Source organism: Pedobacter cryophilus, assembly GCF_005116455.1.
Lineage (GTDB): Bacteria > Bacteroidota > Bacteroidia > Sphingobacteriales > Sphingobacteriaceae > Pseudopedobacter > Pseudopedobacter cryophilum.
The window spans coordinates 25,011-42,317 of sequence record NZ_SWBP01000008.1 but is presented as its reverse complement, the minus strand read 5'-3'; the positions used below and the strand labels follow the sequence as shown (position 1 = coordinate 42,317).

Genomic DNA, 17,307 nt, shown 5'->3' with positions numbered 1-17,307 from the left:
ATGAGTAAGTTTGATGTGTTTATTGGTTAATTGGGCAATCAAATATTGGCAGAAAATTAATTAGGTCTTCTTCCGCCACCGCCACCGCTTCCTCCATTATTAGAGTAACTTCTTTGACGGCCACCACCGCCTCCGCCACCGCCTTTGTTATTAGAATTGCTTTGTTGTCTTCCACCGCCGCTTCCACCGCCACTGCGTGGGTTACTTTTTTGAGATCTACCGGCACTAGCAGAAACAGGAGGTTTAATTTCAACTTTATTTAAAACTACTTCAGAAAGATCAAGCTCTCCGGCAGAAAGTTCGCGTAAATCAGCCAAAATTTGCTCATCTGCAACATGGTCTTTGTTCCAAACTACGTAAGCCATTTTCATAAAATTGGCTATAGAATTCACCATGTATTGCTTTTTTTCTGGATCAATAATCTCCTTAGCTCTCTTAATCATCATTTCTACCGTACGGCCATAATGTTTAAATCTAATTCTCTTTTGAGGATAATCTAAAACTTTTGGTCTAAAGTTGATTTCTTCTTGCGTAGGAGAAGGGTATGGAGAATCTACATCTATTTGAAACTTAGATATAATTTGTAAATGGTCCCATAATTTATGCTTAAAATCTGGCACATCTCTTAAATGGGGGTTTAAAAAGCCCATCATATCTATCACTACCTGAGCATAGCGATTACGCTCTTCTTTAGTAGGTAAAGCCACAATATATTCAACCATATTTTGAACATTTCGGCCATATTCGGCTAAAATGAGCTTTTCTCTGGAAGTGTTGTAATCAAAAGTTGGTTCTATTATATTAATCATTTTTGAAATTTTAAAGCTTTTTTGGAAAGCCTATAAACCGATTTTAAAAACGGAATGTGTCACAAAAATAAACAAACCCCGCTGGTTTTGGTGATATATCTTATATTTTATTTTTAGCTTGTACTAATTTTTAAAGCAAGTCCTGCTTTACACTTATACTGCACAGGCATTAGCCACAGGCCGGTATACATTTCAATCAGGTTTATTTAACCTTTTTTTTGCTTGTTTATAAAGGTAATATATATAGCTACAAAAGCAAATTATGAATTTTATTTCAGTTAATTCTCTAAAATCCTCAGCTTCGCAAACTTTAGTAATAACTGTTTCTGCCCAATTTCTTTAAAAAATATGGTGGCTTTAATATCTGGTTTATTTCCTTCTAAGCTAATTACTTTTCCAAATCCAAAACGTTCATGCTCTACATCTTGCCCAACTTGTAATTTTGAAGTATCGCTAGGTGCAAAACCTGCTGACGGTACGTGAGCCTTTGCTAAAAGTGAAGTAGTTTTGATAGGATTGCTTGTTGCAACTTTAGGTTTAGAGAAAAAATCGCCTTGTTGAGCTTCTGTTTTACTGGTTTTACTTTGCCATTGGCTGCGCTCATCCCCAAAAGATTGACTATTGTTTTGCTGTTTTTTAACAAATTCAATTTCTAAATATTTAGGTTCTATCTCATCTAAAAAACGAGAAGGTTCGCAATTAACCAATGTTCCAAATCTGAAACGAGAAGTAGCATAGCTCAAATGAAGTTTCTTTTCTGCCCGGGTAACGGCCACATAAAATAATCTACGTTCTTCTTCTAAATCAGCTCTGGAGTTTAAGGCCATTTGCGACGGAAATAAATTCTCTTCTAATCCCACAATATAAACCTGAGGAAATTCTAAGCCTTTAGATGCATGAATGGTCATTAAAGAAACGGTGTCTTTATTGTCTCCTTTGTCATTATCATCGTTAGTTAATAAAGCAACGTCTTGCATAAAAACATCCAAGCCACGGTCTTCAATGTCCTCCCTTTCAGAAAACTCTTTAATGCCGTTTAGCAATTCCTGCATATTTTCATATCGGCTTAAGCCTTCTACAGATTTATCATCATATAGGTCTTTTAATAAGCCAGATTGTTGGGCAATATTTAAAGCCGCATCATAAGCAGAACTGGTTTTGGCAACCACAGCAAAACTTTGTATCGCTATAGAAAAATTCCCAACAGCGGTTGCGGCTCTATTATCTAAATGCTGATTGGCTTCACAAGCAATATCAAAAAGGGTTTTATTAGCTTGGTCTGCCGCTAAAATCATTTTATCAATAGTTGTTTTCCCTATACCTCTAGCCGGATAATTGATCACTCTTTTAAAGGCTTCTTCATCACTGGGGTTAAAAGTTAAGCGGAAATAAGCTATTAAATCTTTAATCTCTTTTCTTTGGTAAAAAGACTGACCACCGTAAATCTTATAAGGAACGTTAAGTTTTCTTAATGCTTCTTCCATTGATCTGGATTGCGCATTTGTTCTATATAAAATAGCAAAGTCAACCCAGTTTAAGTTATTATTTCCTCTTTCTTGGGTAATAGATTCGGCTACTACTTTTCCTTCTTCATTATCAGAAAAAGAACGGGTTATTTTTATTTTATCCCCTTCCTCGTTATCAGAGAAAACGTTTTTATCTAACTGATTTTTATTGTTTGCAATAATGCTGTTGGCCACATTTACAATGTTTTGCGTAGAACGATAGTTTTGCTCTAGTTTGTAAACTTTAACATCAGGATAATCTTTTTGAAAGTTGAGGATGTTTTGAATATTAGCCCCTCTAAAAGCATAAATACTTTGCGCATCATCACCAACCACACATAAATTTTCTCTTACGGCAGCTAATTTTTTTACAATTAAGTACTGAGAGAAGTTAGTATCCTGGTACTCATCTACCATTAAATATTTAAACTTTTGTTGGTATTTGTTGAGCGCATCTGGATGTTCTTTTAATAAAACGTTGGTTTTAAACAAAAGATCGTCAAAATCCATAGCGCCTGCTTTAAAACAACGATTAGCATAGGTTTCGTAAATTTTTCCAATAAAACCTCTGCCACTTGCAAAATCATCAGCTTGGATTTGTTCATTTTGCTGATATTCTGTTACAGAAATCAAGTTGTTTTTAGCCATCGAAATTCGGCCGTAAACATAGTTGTGATGATAAAGCTTATCATCTAAACTCATTTCTTTTAAGATAGATTTAAGGAGGCTTTTACTATCATCGGTATCGTAAATGGTAAAATTATTTGGGTATCCAATTTTATGAGCTTCTACTCTTAAGATCTTTGCAAAAACAGAGTGGAAAGTACCCATCCAAATGTTTTTAGCTTCGGGGCCAACCACCGTTGTAATACGGTTTCGCATTTCTTTGGCCGCTTTATTGGTAAACGTAAGCACCAAAATATTGAATGGATCAACACCTTTCTGAATTAAATGTGCTACCCTGTAGGTAATTACTCTGGTTTTACCAGATCCTGCTCCTGCCACAATCATCACCGGACCCTCAGTTTGTACCACTGCGTCTTTTTGTGATTGATTTAATCCTTGTAAATAATCCAAATCTTGTTTTTTTTATAGGTTGCAAAAATAAAAAAATGAGGCGGAGATTTTAGCTTTGCCTCATTTAAAGATTTCCACGTTTTTATTTAGAATGTAAATGCAGTCGGGTAGGGTCATGCAAGGCTTGGTTAATGTCCATAATTTGATCATCAATTTCGTCTACACATTTTTTAATTTGAGGAATTACATCTTTACTTTCTACCATATTTCCTAAAATCAACATCACTAATCCTTTTAAAGTAGCAACTGGACCACGTATTTGATGAGAAAGATGAGAGGAGTATTCTGAAAGTTTTTGATTTTTATAAATCAAATCTTTAGTTCTTTCGGTAATAATTTCTTCTAGTTTCTGATTAATTCTATCCACATTGTCTTTTTGAAAAGAAACCTCTTGATTTAGTGAGGTAAGTGCTTTATTACTCTCGCTTGATTTCTTGTTGATTCTGATTAACAAGAAAATAACAAAGAAAGATAATATTGCAACAATAGCGCTTGCAATAAAAAGTGTATTTGCATTTCGTTGATTTGCTATGGTTAATTCATTTTCTTTTTGTTGCTGTTGTTGCTTTAAAGTTTCTTGAATAAGGTTAATGTTTGAAGCAATGTTTCTTTTAAAATTAACGCTGTCTTGCTCATGTACTTCTTTTAAGTATGAAATTGCTTTTTGGTAATTTTTTCTTTTAAATTCTAGTTCGTAAGAGGTGAAAGTATAATCATACAATCTTTTTTCATCATTCACCAATTTAGAAAATGCAACACCTTCTTTTAAAAATTCTTCGGCTTTATCAAAAGCCCCTCTTGCAATGTAAATAGAAGTTAATGTTAAGTTAATGGACGCCACACTTCCATTCAGTTCAAATTCTTTAGCTTTTTTGTTTGCTTCTAATAAAAGCTTCTCAGCTTCATTAAATTGATTCAAACTAAAATAAATTACCCCTCTGTTTTGTAAACTTTGAGTGATGCCTACTGGGTTATTAATCTCATTAAAGATTTGACTGCTTTTTTCATAATTGGATAGGGCAAAGTTGTAATTTTTTTTTCTGGAAAAAGTGTTCCCTATATTTAAGTATGAACCTGCAATTAATTCTTTGATATTGTATTTTTGAGCAATTTTTAAAGTGTTTTCAAAGTAATTTAAAGCTTTGTCATAATCAATATCTAACCAAAGATTTCCAATGTTGTTAGATACTTTTGCTTCGCCCAGTTGGTTGGCGTTTTTTTTGAAAAGATTTAAAGCTGTTAAATAATAATTTAAAGCTGTATCTCTCTGATTTAAATAATAATAACCAATTCCTAAAACCCTATTCGATTCGGCTAAACCATTATTATAATTAATATCGGCAGCTATCTTTATTGCTTTTTTAGCAGTAATTATGGTTTGCTCTGGGTCTGTTAATCTATTGTTATATCCTAGTTTATTTAGTTCATTTACTGTGTTTGTATCACTTTTAAGTCCCAACAAAGAGTTGTCTGTTTGATAAGCGAATAACCTTCCAAGATTAAGACAAAAAAAAAGCAGTAGATAATACTTCATTTACAAAATAAATTAATGTTCAAAAGTAAAGGTATTCATAAATCTTAAAATATTAATTCAATAAGAAAAATAGAATTATTTTTTAGTTATGTGATAAAAATTATTTAATTGAAACAATAGTTTATTTTTTTTATTAGAAAAGTTTCTTTAGAAACAATAATGAAGCTATGTTTGATCTATTCAAACAGAAAATTTAAATTTTAAAATAAACAAACATGAAAAAGTTATTGATCGCAATATTATTAGTATCAGCAGTAGGCGCAACGTCTTGCAAAAAAGAAAGTGAAGTAGCACCAACTAAGCCTACATCAGTAAAAGTAAACGACAAAGGTAATTTAGGTACTTGGGATTAATTAAGCCACATATAAATAGAAAACAAACATGAAAAAGTTATTGATCGCAATATTATTAGTATCAGCAGTAGGCGCAACGTCTTGCAAAAAAGAAAGTGAAGTAGCCCCAACTAAGCCTACATCAGTAAAAGTAAGTGACAAAGGTAATTTAGGTACCTGGGATTAATTAAGCCACATATAAATAGAAAATAAACATGAAAAAGTTATTGATCGCAATATTATTAGTATCAGCAGTAGGCGCAACGTCTTGCAAAAAAGAAAGTGAAGTAGCCCCAACAAAACCTACAGCAGTAAAAGTAAGTGACAAAGGTAATTTAGGTACCTGGGATTAATTAAGCCACATATAAATATAAAAACAACATGAAAAAGTTATTGATCGCAATATTATTAGTATCAGCAGTGGGCGCAACGTCTTGCAAAAAAGAAAGTGAAGTAGCACCAACTAAGCCTACATCAGTAAAAGTAAGTGACAAAGGTAATTTAGGTACCTGGGATTAATTAAGCCACATATAAATATAAAAACAACATGAAAAAGTTATTGATCGCAATATTATTAGTATCAGCAGTGGGCGCAACGTCTTGCAAAAAAGAAAGTGAAGTAGCCCCAACAAAATCTACATCAGTAAAAGTAAGTGACAAAGGTAATTTAGGTACTTGGGATTAATTAAGCCACATATAAATAGAAAATAAACATGAAAAAGTTATTGATCGCAATATTATTAGTATCAGCAGTAGGCGCAACGTCTTGCAAAAAAGAAAGTGAAGTAGCCCCAACAAAACCTACAGCAGTAAAAGTAAGTGACAAAGGTAATTTAGGTACCTGGGATTAATTGAGCCACATATAAATAGAAAACAATATGAAAAAGTTATTAATTATAGTATTCGTTGTAATTTCAGCCGTAGCTGCTGCTGCAACTATTAACAAATCAAATACAGATCAAGAACAAGCTAAGCAGCTTCCTACACAAAAAACTGTAGATACGCCAAGAAATGCCGAATTAGCTACTTGGGATTAAATTAAGTTTTCCCATTTAGCAGTAAATTAAATGCTACAATAATGTTTCGGAAAATGTCTGAAATATAAAATTCTATATTTGCATAAATCCTTATTTTATGCAAACAATTAAGAATTATGTAGAAGAGAATCGTAAAAGGTTCTTAGACGAATTATTTGAATTATTAAGATTTCCGTCTGTTAGTGCCGATCCTAAATATAAAGGAGAGGTACTCAAAACAGCAGATTTTGTTGCCGAGAAATTAAAAGAAGCCGGAGCCGAAAACGTTGAAGTTTGCGCTACTGAAGGCTATCCGATAGTTTACGGAGAAAAAATTATAGATTCCAGTTTACCTACCGTTTTGGTTTACGGTCATTACGACGTACAACCACCAGATCCATTAGAATTATGGCATACGCCACCATTTGAACCCACTTTACGTGACGGTAAAATTTATGCCCGTGGCGCTTGTGATGATAAAGGCCAGTTTTATATGCATGTAAAAGCATTTGAATTGATGATGAATACCAACACTTTGCCTTGCAATATCAAATTTATGATAGAAGGAGAAGAAGAAGTAGGTTCAGATAATCTAGGAAAATTTGTAACAGCCAATAAAGAAAGATTAAAAGCCGATGTAGTTTTGATTTCTGATACTTCTATGATTAGTATGGAAAATCCATCTTTAGAAACCGGTTTACGTGGTTTAGCTTACATGGAAGTAGAAGTACAAGGTCCGAACCGCGATTTACACTCTGGCGTTTACGGCGGTGCAGTAGCCAATCCGGCAACTATTCTTTGCCAAATGATTGCTTCCTTGCATGATGAAAATAACCATATCACCATTCCTGGTTTTTACGATGGCGTAATTGAATTATCTGCCGAAGAAAGAAAAGCTTTAAATGATGCTCCTTTTAATTTAGACGATTATAAAAAAGACCTTTCTGTTGATGAAGTTTGGGGCGAAAAAGGCTATTCTACCATAGAAAGAACCGGAATTAGACCAACTTTAGAAGTCAACGGAATTTGGGGCGGTTATACTGGCCCCGGAGCTAAAACTGTTTTGCCAGCAAAAGCCAATGCTAAAATTTCTATGCGTTTAGTGCCAGGGCAGGATTGGAAAGCCATTTCAGAGCTTTTTAAAAACCATTTCGAAAGCATTGCACCAAAATCTGTTAAAGTGAGTGTGGTGGCTCATCATGGAGGAACGCCTTATGTTACCCCGACAGATTCTTTAGCTTTTAAAGCAGCTTACAAAGCCATTGAAGAAGCTTTTGGCAAACAGCCTGTACCAACAAGAGGCGGTGGAAGTATTCCAATTGTAGCTTTATTTGAGCAGGAATTAGGAATTAAAACCGTGTTAATGGGTTTTGGATTAGATAGCGATAACCTGCACTCGCCAAACGAAAAATACGATGTATTTAACTATTATAAAGGGATAGAAACCATTCCATTATTTCATAAATATTTTGCCGAAATGAGTAAGTAAAATAAAATCCCGTTAGTGTTGACTAGCGGGATTTTTACTTTATAAACTATTGTCTTGATGCTTCAATATTAGCAATTATGGGTTCTAATATTCGTATTTTAGGATAATCTTTAACTGATTGCGATATTAATGGCAAAATTTGCTGCAACACATCTGATGGTGCTGGAATTTTAGCGTATTCGTTATCGCATAAACCGACATTATCTTGAATAGATATTATAATAAGTGCGGGAAATGATTTTACATTAATTTCATTTACTTTGAATGAATTTAAAAAGCTTATATTCTTTATTAAAAATGTGTCAGTTGAGGATAAAACTTTATAATTTAATTTATTAGTCTTATCAAGTGTTGTTTCTAACACTAAATAATTCCACTTGCAATTATTAAGCTTTTCTGCTGGCACTTTAAAGTTTTGCATGATAAACTTCGAAATGTCTCTTTTTTCTTGACCATACAAATTATTGTAACCTAGTAAATTTATTAACATAGCAATTAATGTGAATCGTAAGAACATAGGTTTCTTTTTAGTTTTCTTTAATAGGATATTCAAAATCTATCATAGTAAACCCAGATAGCTTAATCGGTATTTTTTTAAACGTCGATTCATTAACTTGAACTACTGCATAAAAGCTATAATTTGCATTAATTTCTTCAGTTTTGGGTATGTTAATAGCTTTTCTAATAAGATTGTAATTTATATAAGGTTTTTCATGAATTTCTTTTGTAAAGCCAATCAATTTTTCTTTCATTGAAATGAAATAAGCTTTTGATAGGTAAATATTATACACTTTCTTTTTAGAAATTGTATCTATTTTGAAATCAATGTTTGAGCTGCCATTTTGGTGAAAGTTAAAGGGAATATTAACCTCAACCTTGTTTTTGCAACTGAATAATAATAGGGAAAAGCTAATTATAATTCTTATTTGTCTTTTGAAACTCATTTGAAAGGTCAATATTAATTTTTGTTTTCTGTGAACTTGTTAATTGAATATATGCCGAAGTCTCATGAAAGTTATGATTAATTTGTAACATGCACTCACCAAACGAAAAATACGATGTATTTAATTATTATAAAGGGATAGAAACCATTCCGTTATTTCATAAATATTTTGCCGAAATGAGCAAGTAAAAGAAAATCCCGTTAGTTTTGGCTAGCGGGATTATTTACTTTTACATAAATCCGGATAAAATCATTTCCTCTTATTTGATTTACTAAACCTCTTGATTTGAAAATTAGAGGGTAAACTATTTGGATACCACGATTGAGCTGAAATCTAAATAGAAAAGTAAATTTTATTCTTGCAAATACCCAACAGGTCTTACTTGAATGGCCATATATTTAAATCTATCTTCCCCAATTATAAAATAGATTTTACAAAACATAATGATATTATAAGCGTTTTTTGCAAGTTTTTTATAAAGTTGATTATAACTTATAATATCATGAGGATTAATGTTTTCTTTATTAAAACCTAATAAATTAGCGTTATTATACATGGTATGAAAGCCGCCACTTCCAAGACTATCTTTATTTATTAAAATACCAATAAATGTGATTTTCCCATCTTCAATTTTAAAGTTTTTTAAAGCCGATGGCAATGTATCAATTCTCACATAGAAAATATTATTAAAGGTACCAGAAGTTTCTTGCGCTTGAACTTTAATAGAAATTAAAATAATATATAAAAATATTAGAGTTAATGTTTTCATGGACATTTGATTGAAGTTACTAAGCCTGAGGATAATGTTCCAATTGGGGTTCCAATTGGAAGATTGTTTTCGTAATGATTAAACACTTTGGTTCCTTGTAAACCTTGTATACACAAATCAATATATGCCTCTTGAGTATTATTTGGATTATTATAAATATCAGGGTAATTAGCTTGTACATAATCTCTCAAGCCATTTGCAATAATATTAATGTTATTAGACATATAGGTATGTTGTAAAATTTCATTACCACCGCGACTATCAAGATATTTAATTTGGTCAACTAAACTCATATTTTTGATAGTAAAAATTTAAGTTTTATTCTTGATTAAACTCAGGAGGCATAATTTGCCTTACCTGTATGGTTAAATAATCATACTTTGCCTCAGAAATAATAAAATAAATTCTGTAATAATAGTGAACATTTAAAATATCCTTATTAATAAGTTCTACAAATTGATCATAAGTTATCACTTTGCTTGGGTCTAACTTGTGCTTTTGGTTTAATGTTAAATTTGAGTCAAAATAACCTGTAGCAAAACCAGTTTGACTCTCATATTTATTTTTTATGTATATGTTTAAGCCTAAAATTTTACCGTTCGAAATGTGAAAACTAATCTGATTTGGTTCAAGTTTGTCTACTCTTATGTATATAGATTCTCTAACTTCAATTTGAGCTGATGAAATTATACTTGAAAATAATAATGTGATTAACAGAAATGCATTTTTCATATTTATGGACATTTATTTTCACCAATTTTAGAAATTAATTCTCTATAAGCATTATCAAAACTAGTTTGCCCATTAGGCAAGTTTTTAATGTAAGTAGCATAACACTGTGTACCTGTTAAACCACCATAAGCCATAGCCCTATAAGAATCAAAAGTAGCGTTTGGATTGCTATAAATTGTGGGATAATTGGCAAGAGTATATGCCCTTATCCCATTCGCAATTTGATCAATTTGAGTAGCAATATAATTATGCTGATGAGAATTGGAAAAACCAGCGATATGACCACTCCTATTGTCTATATATTTAATTTGATCTACCAAACTCCAGTTTTGAAAGTTTGTTGGTAGGTCTGATGGATACCATAGTTGTGCTTGTGTATATAAATTAGCATGAAATGCCTCATGTAGAAAAGTTTTGGCAACTTCAATTCCTCCGCGAAGATTTAAATAATTATTGTCTATTGTAATCGTAAAATTGGTTGTACCTAAAACATGGCTAGTTGACCCATTTACAGAATTTCCGTTCTCATCTACAGGATTACCCATTTGAAATGTAATATTCAAGTTTTTATTGTTTTGGAAATTTGCTAACAAATTTTGAAATAAAACATTGTTTTTTAGTCTTTCAAAAATACAGTCAGCATCTGCATTGTTTAAGTTATTTATAGTGTCTCTATTAATGGTGCCATCACAATTACTACTAGATGTAGACATTGGACTATTCCTATCTGTAGGAGGCTGATCACCTGGGTTTTCAGGGTTTCCACTAACAGGGCAATCATTCTCATCTGGTATATAATCATATGGACCTCCGCCACCTCCGCCTTCAGAAATTGGTATTTCTTTTCCTTTAGGCTCAATAACATAAATATTGTAACAAGTTTCTACAGAATAAAAGTTACCACAATATTCATTGCCTGTGCTTGTAATAGAAACGCAAGTCCAATAAGTATTGGAGACACAACCTTGTGCCCAGTAATCATATTGTTTTATGGGTTGTTTATTACTGGCAACTTTTAAATTATTTTCTTTAGTAAAAGTCATTTTAGTACCCATAGAAACGCTCTCGTCTTTAAAGTATCTATATGATTTTATTAGGTTTCCCTTCCAATCTAAAACATGGATAATCCCCGTAAATTTTACTCCACTATTTCTCTTTCTATCAACATAATCATCATCAGGTATGGTAATTACCCATTCCATTTGCATCTTGCCCTTTTTGTCTTTATACATCATGAGGTAGCTGAGGTTATATAAAGACATTGCTCTTTTGTCTTTTCCTGCTTTTATGAAGGTTTCTTCATCATAATATATTGGAACTCTAACGGCCTCTCCAGAAGCCATTTTTTTAACTTTAGCATCATCCCAAAGTACCTTTTTATTTAATAATTGAAATTGGTTTTTATCATTGCTGCTATTTAAATCTTTTTCTCTTGAGACCTCTTTTATACTGTTGTTAAAATAAAGTTTAGCCTCAGCTATTAAATCTAATGTTTTAGGTTGAACTGTAATTTCAGAATTTTGAATGTCTTTTCTACAAGAATTAGTTGCAAACAACGTAATAAAAGCTATTGAAACACATATTGTGCGCATTAAATGTTTTTTCATATAAATAGAGTTAAGTAAATTATATCTAAAGTAAATTTTATTAGGCTAAAATCAAATTTATTTTAAAAATTAGGGAGATAGAATAATTACAACAAGCAAAACTAATCAATGTCAATACTTCTATATTTGACCAAATTATGCCCATCAAAAAAACCATCGCCAAAAAAGCTCCAATCAGAAAAGTAGCGTCAACCACTCGGCGCAAGCCAAAGAAAAAAGCCGGGAAAAGTTGGAAGTGGAGAATCATTTTACTCTTGATTGTTGCTTTGGTTTTTTCTCCTTTTTATTACGGAAAAGTGATTAAAACTGCGGTTTCTACTAGCCGATGGTTTAGAGATTTATTTGTTTTTGATGAATATCCCCATTATGAGAAATTCGGGATTCGTATTCCTAGAAAATACATTATTCATGGGATAGATGTTTCTTCCTATCAACAAAAAATAGATTGGGAGAAAGTAAATGCGATGGAAAATAGTGGTGTGAAAATTTCTTTTGCGTTTATTAAAGCTACTGAAGGGGTTACTTTAGTGGATTCTTATTTTCAAAGAAACTGGAGAGAAAGTAAAAATACCGGAATAATTAGAGGAGCATATCATTATTTTAAGCCTAAAAAATCAGGAATGTGGCAGGCTCGTTTCTTTTTACAAACTGTAAAAACAGAAGCCGGAGATTTGCCGCCAGTAATTGATATAGAAGAAACAGCCGGTTTAACCAAAGAAGAATTGATTCCTAATTTGCAGGAGTTTTTAATAGAAGTAGAGAAAAGGACAAAAACCAAACCTATTATTTATACTAGTTATCAGTTTTATAAAGATCATTTAAAAGGTAAATTTGATGATTATCCAATTTGGATAGCGCATTACTATAAATCTAAATTGGCTGAAAACCTAAAATGGAATTTTTGGCAACATGCTGATAATGCCCATGTAGATGGGATAAAAGGGCGAGTTGATATGAATGTGTTTAATGGAGAGGAAGAAGATTTGAGTGCTTTATTAGTACAAGAAGTTAAAAATTAGAGCTATTTACAGATGAAAATTTTTCAACAAAATTTAACCCTTAAAGAAAGAAAAAGAGGATTTCACTTAATTACCAATGAAGTTTTAGCGGCTATTCCTCAAATAGCAGAGTTGAAAACAGGATTATTACAAGTTTTTATTCAGCATACTTCTGCGTCTTTATGCGTGAATGAAAACGCAGATCCAACGGTTCGACAGGATTTTGAAATGTATTTTAATAAAACTGTTCCAGAAAACGATCCAGATTATAAACATGACTATGAAGGTTCAGACGATATGCCGGCACATTTAAAAGCAGCTTTATTAGGTTGTTCAGTAACTTTACCCATCAGAAACGGACGTTTATTTGTTGGGACTTGGCAAGGCGTTTATTTATGTGAACACCGTAATTATGGCGGACAAAGACAACTGGTTTTAACGGCTTGGGGAGAGTGATTAAACACTCCACTTTTCACATCCTTTTAAAAACTCTTCATCAGCATCAGCGCCAATACCAATTTCATCAGAAATAAAAAGTTCAAAACCTTTATAAGTTAAGCCGCCAACCACTGGGTCAACTAAATGGCCCAATAAGCAGGTGTCTAAATCAAAGAATTGAATTTTAGGGCAAGCCAATGCGAAATGTAAGTTGGCACTCAAGGCAATCCTACTTTCTAACATGCTACCAATCATACAAGGAACTGCATTCATCACGGCTTCGTGGTAAATTTTTAAGGATTCATAAATTCCTCCAGATTTAGCGAATTTGATATTGATGTAATCACAAGAGTCGCTATGAATTAGTTTTCGGGCATCATGATGGTTAAAACAACTTTCATCAGCTGTAATTTTTATCTGCGAAAGCTCTTTTAATTCGGGTAAAAAATCATCATAAAAAGTACGCATGGGTTGTTCGCAAAATTCAATATTAAATTGTGCTAATTCTTTCAATGCTAAAATGGCATCTTCAAAACTCCAACCTTGGTTGGCATCTAATCGCAAAATCATATCATCACCAACGGCAGCTCGTATTTTTCTGACTCTTTCCACATCCTCTTTTACTTTTTTGCCCAATTTTATTTTAATAATGCTACAACCATTTTTCTGATGTTTTATAGCAGTAGCAGCCATGTTTTCTGGCGTATCTATGCCAATGGTCATATCAGTAATAACTTGTCTTTTTTCGCCTCCCAAAAACTGATAAAGCGGTTTTTTTGCATTTTTGGAAGTAATATCATACAAAGCCATATCAAAAGCACTTTTACAAGTAGCATTAAAAGCAGTGTAATTATGTAGTTCTTCCATTCTTTCATCAATGTTTAGCGGGTTTTTTCCTTTCCAAATTTGAGCAAAATCTTGAGCCATTTTTAACATAGTTTCTTGTGTTTCACCCACAATCATAGGAAAAGCAGATCCTTCTCCAACACCATAAAACCCGGCATCGGTGTAAACCCTAATAAAAATATTTTGCGCAAAATCCATGGTCCCGGTGGCAATGGTAAATGGTTCCATAGGAATGCTGAAACGGTAAATATTTATATGAGTGATTTTCATTTTTAAATTTAAGGGTTTTTAACCACAAAGTTCACAGAGAAATTTAACCACGGAGATCACAGAGAAAAAAGGAGATTGATATTTAATAAACCCAGCTTTGTGTCCTCTGTGGTTAAAAAAAAAATAATTAACCACGGAGTTCGCAGAGTTCACAGAGAAAAAAAAGAGATTGATATTTGATAAACCCAGCTCTGTGAACTTTGTGCCCTCTGTGGTAAAAAAAATAATTGAACCACGGAGATCGGGGAGATCACAGAGAAAAAAGGGATTGATATTTGATAAACCCAGCTCTGTGTACTTTGTGTCTTCTGTTGTGAAAAAAATAATTGAACCACGGAGTTTACAGAGAAAAAAAGAGATTGATTTTTGATAAACCCAGCTCTGTGAACTTTGTGTCCTCTGTGGTAAAAAAAAAATAATTAACCACGGGGAGTTCACAGAGAAAAAAAAGAGATTGATATTTAATAAACCTAGCTCTGTGTACTTTGTGTCCTCTGTTGTGAAAAAAATAATTGAACCACGGAGTTCGCAGAGTTCACAGAGAAAAAAAAGAGATTGATATTTGATAAACCCAGCTCTGTGAACTTTGCGTCCTCTGTGGTTAAAAAAAATTAAACCACGGAGTTCACAGAGAAAAAAAGGAGATTGATATTTGATAAACCCAGCTCTGTGTACTTTGTGTCTTCTGTTGTGAAAAAAATAATTGAACCACGGAGTTTACAGAGAAAAAAAGGAGATTGATTTTTGATAAACCCAGCTCTGTGTACTTTGTGAAAAAAATCTTTGCGTTCTCTGTGGTTATAACCGAAATGGAGATGAAAAATCTTTGTGTCCTCTGTGGTTAGCTTATTATTTCCCACCTTTGTAAAACCCTCAGCTATTTCTGCGGTTAATACAATTATCATGTCAAATAAACTCATAAATTCTTCCTCTCCATACCTTTTACAACACGCCCAAAACCCAGTAGACTGGTATCCTTGGGGTAAAGAAGCCTTAGATAAAGCCAAAGCAGAAAATAAATTAATTCTGGTAAGTATTGGTTATTCGGCTTGCCATTGGTGCCATGTGATGGAGCATGAAAGCTTTGAAAACGAGGAAGTTGCTAAGCTGATGAATCAGTTTTTTGTGTGTATAAAAATTGATAGAGAAGAGCGACCAGATATTGATCAAATTTATATGAATGCCGTTCAACTCATGACCGGCAGGGGAGGTTGGCCACTCAATTGTTTCTGTTTGCCAGATCAAAGACCTATTTATGGCGGCACCTATTTTCCCAAACAAGATTGGATGAATTTACTCACCAATTTGGCTCACTTTTATGAAACAAAACCTGCTGAAGCCGAAGATTACGCAACAAAACTGACCGAAGGAATTAAGCAATCAGAAAAATTAGCTTTTGTAGCCGAAGAAAAAGAATACACTTTAAAAGATCTTCAAGAAATTTTAGAGCCTTGGAAAATGCTGTTTGATTTTTCTGAAGGTGGGCATAACCGAGCTCCAAAATTCCCGATGCCTAATAATTGGGCTTTTTTAATGAAAGCCGCTCACTTATTAAAAGATGAAGCCGCCCATGTAATTGTTAGATTAACATTAGATAAAATGGCTGTCGGAGGGATTTATGATCATTTAGGTGGTGGTTTTGCCCGTTATTCGGTAGATGGCAAATGGCATATTCCGCATTTTGAAAAAATGATGTATGATAATGGTCAGCTCATGAGTTTGTTTGCAGATGCTTACAAATGGTGCGGAGAAGAGCGTTATAAAGAAGTAGTTGATGAAACTTTTGATTGGCTACAAAGAGAAATGACCTCACCAGAAGGTGGTTTTTACGCTGCTTTAGATGCCGATAGTGAAGGAGTAGAAGGGAAGTTTTATACTTGGGAAAAATCAGAAATTGATGAAATTTTAGGTGCTGATGCCGAGATTTTCAATACTTTTTATGAAGTAACCGATGATGGAAATTGGGAAGAAGAGCACATCAACAATTTGTGGATTAGAAAAGAGAAAAAGGCTGTTGCCGATGCTTATGAAATCTCAGAAATAGCATTAGATGTGATTCTGAAAAGGTCAAGAGAAAAACTTTTAGAGGTGAGAAATAAGCGGATTCATCCAGGTTTGGATGATAAAATTTTAACCAGTTGGAATGCTTTAATGCTAAAAGGATTGGTAAATGCTTATCAGGCTTTCGCCGATGAAAAATTCTTGGAGATGGCTTTAAAAAACGTAAAATTCCTCCAAAAAAATATGATGCAAGAGGATGGAGGCATCTATCGTAATTACAAAAATGGCAAAGCCACCATCAATGGTTTTTTAGATGATTATGCAGCTTTAATTGAGGCATTTATCAATTTATACGAGGTCACTTTTGATGAAGAATATTTATTTGAGGCGAAAGCTTTAACAGATTATGTTTTAGACCATTTTAGAGACGATGAATCGGGTTTGTTCTTTTACACCTCAGATCAGGATGAAGCTCTAATTGCCCGTAAATATGAAATTATGGATAACGTGATTTCGGGTTCAAACTCTATAATGGCATGGAATCTTAAAAAGCTTTCCTTGTTTTTTGATCAGGAACGATACGATAAAATTTATCGTCATTTGTTAAAAACAGTAGCTCCGCATATCAAATCTTATGGTTCTGGTTATGCAAATTGGGCTTCTTTGTTGTTAGAAGAAGTAAATGGAACACTCGAAATAGCCGTTACAGGTACAGATTTTACACAAAAGCGTAAAGATTTAGAAAAATTGTACATTCCAAACAAGATTATTTTGGGAGGTACACAAGGAACTTTACCTTTGTTGGCAGATAAGTTTGTTGGCGAAACCAGAATTTTTGTTTGTAAGGATAAAACCTGTCAGCTGCCAGTGAGTGATATTAGTGAAGCAATTAAACAAATTTTTGAATAGAAATGTAAAAAGGCATTTCGAAAAACCCAAC

21 protein-coding genes are annotated in these 17,307 nt (G+C 33.0%); 11 read left to right on the top strand and 10 right to left on the bottom strand.

Going from position 1 to position 17,307, the window contains the following annotated elements:
• Positions 1 to 56 precede the first annotated feature (56 nt).
• The 3 genes from FA046_RS16215 to FA046_RS16205 form a co-directional block, all read right to left on the bottom strand.
• On the bottom strand, positions 57 to 809 hold the full coding sequence (locus tag FA046_RS16215; RefSeq protein WP_136827591.1) for a DUF4290 domain-containing protein: 753 nt from the start codon (positions 807 to 809) through the stop codon (positions 57 to 59).
• A gap of 278 nt (positions 810 to 1,087) precedes the next feature.
• Positions 1,088 to 3,391, bottom strand: coding sequence for an ATP-dependent helicase (locus FA046_RS16210; protein WP_136827590.1), 2,304 nt, complete (start codon positions 3,389 to 3,391; stop codon positions 1,088 to 1,090).
• Between the two features lie 82 nt (positions 3,392 to 3,473).
• Positions 3,474 to 4,853 carry a tetratricopeptide repeat protein gene (locus FA046_RS16205; protein ID WP_205943689.1) on the bottom strand — a complete coding sequence of 460 codons (1,380 nt, stop codon included), beginning with the start codon at positions 4,851 to 4,853 and terminating at the stop codon, positions 3,474 to 3,476.
• Between the two features lie 287 nt (positions 4,854 to 5,140).
• Here FA046_RS16205 and FA046_RS17355 point away from each other — a divergent pair, with 287 nt between their 5' ends.
• The 8 genes from FA046_RS17355 (at position 5,141) to FA046_RS16200 (ending at position 7,762) form a co-directional block, all read left to right on the top strand.
• Complete coding sequence (locus tag FA046_RS17355; protein ID WP_169303402.1) at positions 5,141 to 5,278, top strand: hypothetical protein; 138 nt, start codon at positions 5,141 to 5,143, stop codon at positions 5,276 to 5,278.
• A gap of 28 nt (positions 5,279 to 5,306) precedes the next feature.
• Positions 5,307 to 5,444, top strand: a complete 138-nt coding sequence (locus tag FA046_RS17350; RefSeq protein WP_169303401.1) for a hypothetical protein — start codon at positions 5,307 to 5,309, stop codon at positions 5,442 to 5,444.
• Positions 5,445 to 5,472: 28 nt separating this feature from the next.
• Complete coding sequence (locus FA046_RS17345; RefSeq protein ID WP_169303399.1) at positions 5,473 to 5,610, top strand: hypothetical protein; 138 nt, start codon at positions 5,473 to 5,475, stop codon at positions 5,608 to 5,610.
• Between the two features lie 28 nt (positions 5,611 to 5,638).
• Positions 5,639 to 5,776: a hypothetical protein gene (locus FA046_RS17340; RefSeq protein ID WP_169303401.1), complete on the top strand. Its 138-nt coding sequence runs from the start codon at positions 5,639 to 5,641 to the stop codon at positions 5,774 to 5,776.
• 28 nt (positions 5,777 to 5,804) lie between these two features.
• On the top strand, positions 5,805 to 5,942 hold the full coding sequence (locus FA046_RS17335; protein WP_169303400.1) for a hypothetical protein: 138 nt from the start codon (positions 5,805 to 5,807) through the stop codon (positions 5,940 to 5,942).
• Positions 5,943 to 5,970: 28 nt separating this feature from the next.
• A complete protein-coding gene (locus FA046_RS17330; RefSeq protein ID WP_169303399.1) occupies positions 5,971 to 6,108 on the top strand; it encodes a hypothetical protein in 138 nt (45 codons plus the stop codon).
• Positions 6,109 to 6,135: 27 nt separating this feature from the next.
• Positions 6,136 to 6,294 (top strand): hypothetical protein, encoded by a 159-nt coding sequence (locus FA046_RS17325; protein WP_169303398.1) that lies wholly within the window; start codon positions 6,136 to 6,138, stop codon positions 6,292 to 6,294.
• A gap of 97 nt (positions 6,295 to 6,391) precedes the next feature.
• Positions 6,392 to 7,762, top strand: coding sequence for a dipeptidase (locus FA046_RS16200; RefSeq protein ID WP_136827588.1), 1,371 nt, complete (start codon positions 6,392 to 6,394; stop codon positions 7,760 to 7,762).
• A 46-nt stretch (positions 7,763 to 7,808) separates the two neighbouring features.
• Here FA046_RS16200 and FA046_RS16195 read toward each other — a convergent pair whose 3' ends face one another.
• From FA046_RS16195 to FA046_RS16165, 6 genes are all read right to left on the bottom strand, one after another.
• Complete coding sequence (locus tag FA046_RS16195) at positions 7,809 to 8,279, bottom strand: hypothetical protein (protein WP_136827587.1); 471 nt, start codon at positions 8,277 to 8,279, stop codon at positions 7,809 to 7,811.
• A 10-nt stretch (positions 8,280 to 8,289) separates the two neighbouring features.
• Positions 8,290 to 8,706, bottom strand: a complete 417-nt coding sequence (locus FA046_RS16190) for a hypothetical protein (RefSeq protein WP_136827586.1) — start codon at positions 8,704 to 8,706, stop codon at positions 8,290 to 8,292.
• A 352-nt stretch (positions 8,707 to 9,058) separates the two neighbouring features.
• Positions 9,059 to 9,475: a hypothetical protein gene (locus FA046_RS16180; protein WP_136827585.1), complete on the bottom strand. Its 417-nt coding sequence runs from the start codon at positions 9,473 to 9,475 to the stop codon at positions 9,059 to 9,061.
• Entirely contained in the window at positions 9,472 to 9,768 is a 297-nt protein-coding gene (locus FA046_RS16175) for a hypothetical protein (protein ID WP_136827584.1), read from the bottom strand. Before FA046_RS16175 ends, FA046_RS16180 begins: the two co-directional genes overlap by 4 nt.
• Before the next feature lie 25 nt (positions 9,769 to 9,793).
• Positions 9,794 to 10,207, bottom strand: a complete 414-nt coding sequence (locus tag FA046_RS16170; RefSeq protein WP_136827583.1) for a hypothetical protein — start codon at positions 10,205 to 10,207, stop codon at positions 9,794 to 9,796.
• A gap of 2 nt (positions 10,208 to 10,209) precedes the next feature.
• Entirely contained in the window at positions 10,210 to 11,814 is a 1,605-nt protein-coding gene (locus FA046_RS16165; protein ID WP_136827582.1) for a hypothetical protein, read from the bottom strand.
• Positions 11,815 to 11,951: 137 nt separating this feature from the next.
• On the opposite strand from FA046_RS16165, the gene FA046_RS16160 reads away from it, so the two are divergent.
• Both FA046_RS16160 and FA046_RS16155 read left to right on the top strand, forming a co-directional pair.
• A complete protein-coding gene (locus FA046_RS16160; protein ID WP_169303397.1) occupies positions 11,952 to 12,833 on the top strand; it encodes a glycoside hydrolase family 25 protein in 882 nt (293 codons plus the stop codon).
• A 12-nt stretch (positions 12,834 to 12,845) separates the two neighbouring features.
• Entirely contained in the window at positions 12,846 to 13,268 is a 423-nt protein-coding gene (locus FA046_RS16155; protein WP_136827580.1) for a secondary thiamine-phosphate synthase enzyme YjbQ, read from the top strand.
• Here the strand turns inward: FA046_RS16155 and FA046_RS16150 are convergent, their stop codons facing one another.
• Positions 13,269 to 14,366 carry a mandelate racemase/muconate lactonizing enzyme family protein gene (locus FA046_RS16150; RefSeq protein WP_136827579.1) on the bottom strand — a complete coding sequence of 366 codons (1,098 nt, stop codon included), beginning with the start codon at positions 14,364 to 14,366 and terminating at the stop codon, positions 13,269 to 13,271.
• Between the two features lie 903 nt (positions 14,367 to 15,269).
• On the opposite strand from FA046_RS16150, the gene FA046_RS16145 reads away from it, so the two are divergent.
• A complete protein-coding gene (locus FA046_RS16145; RefSeq protein WP_136827578.1) occupies positions 15,270 to 17,276 on the top strand; it encodes a thioredoxin domain-containing protein in 2,007 nt (668 codons plus the stop codon).
• Positions 17,277 to 17,307 lie beyond the last annotated feature (31 nt).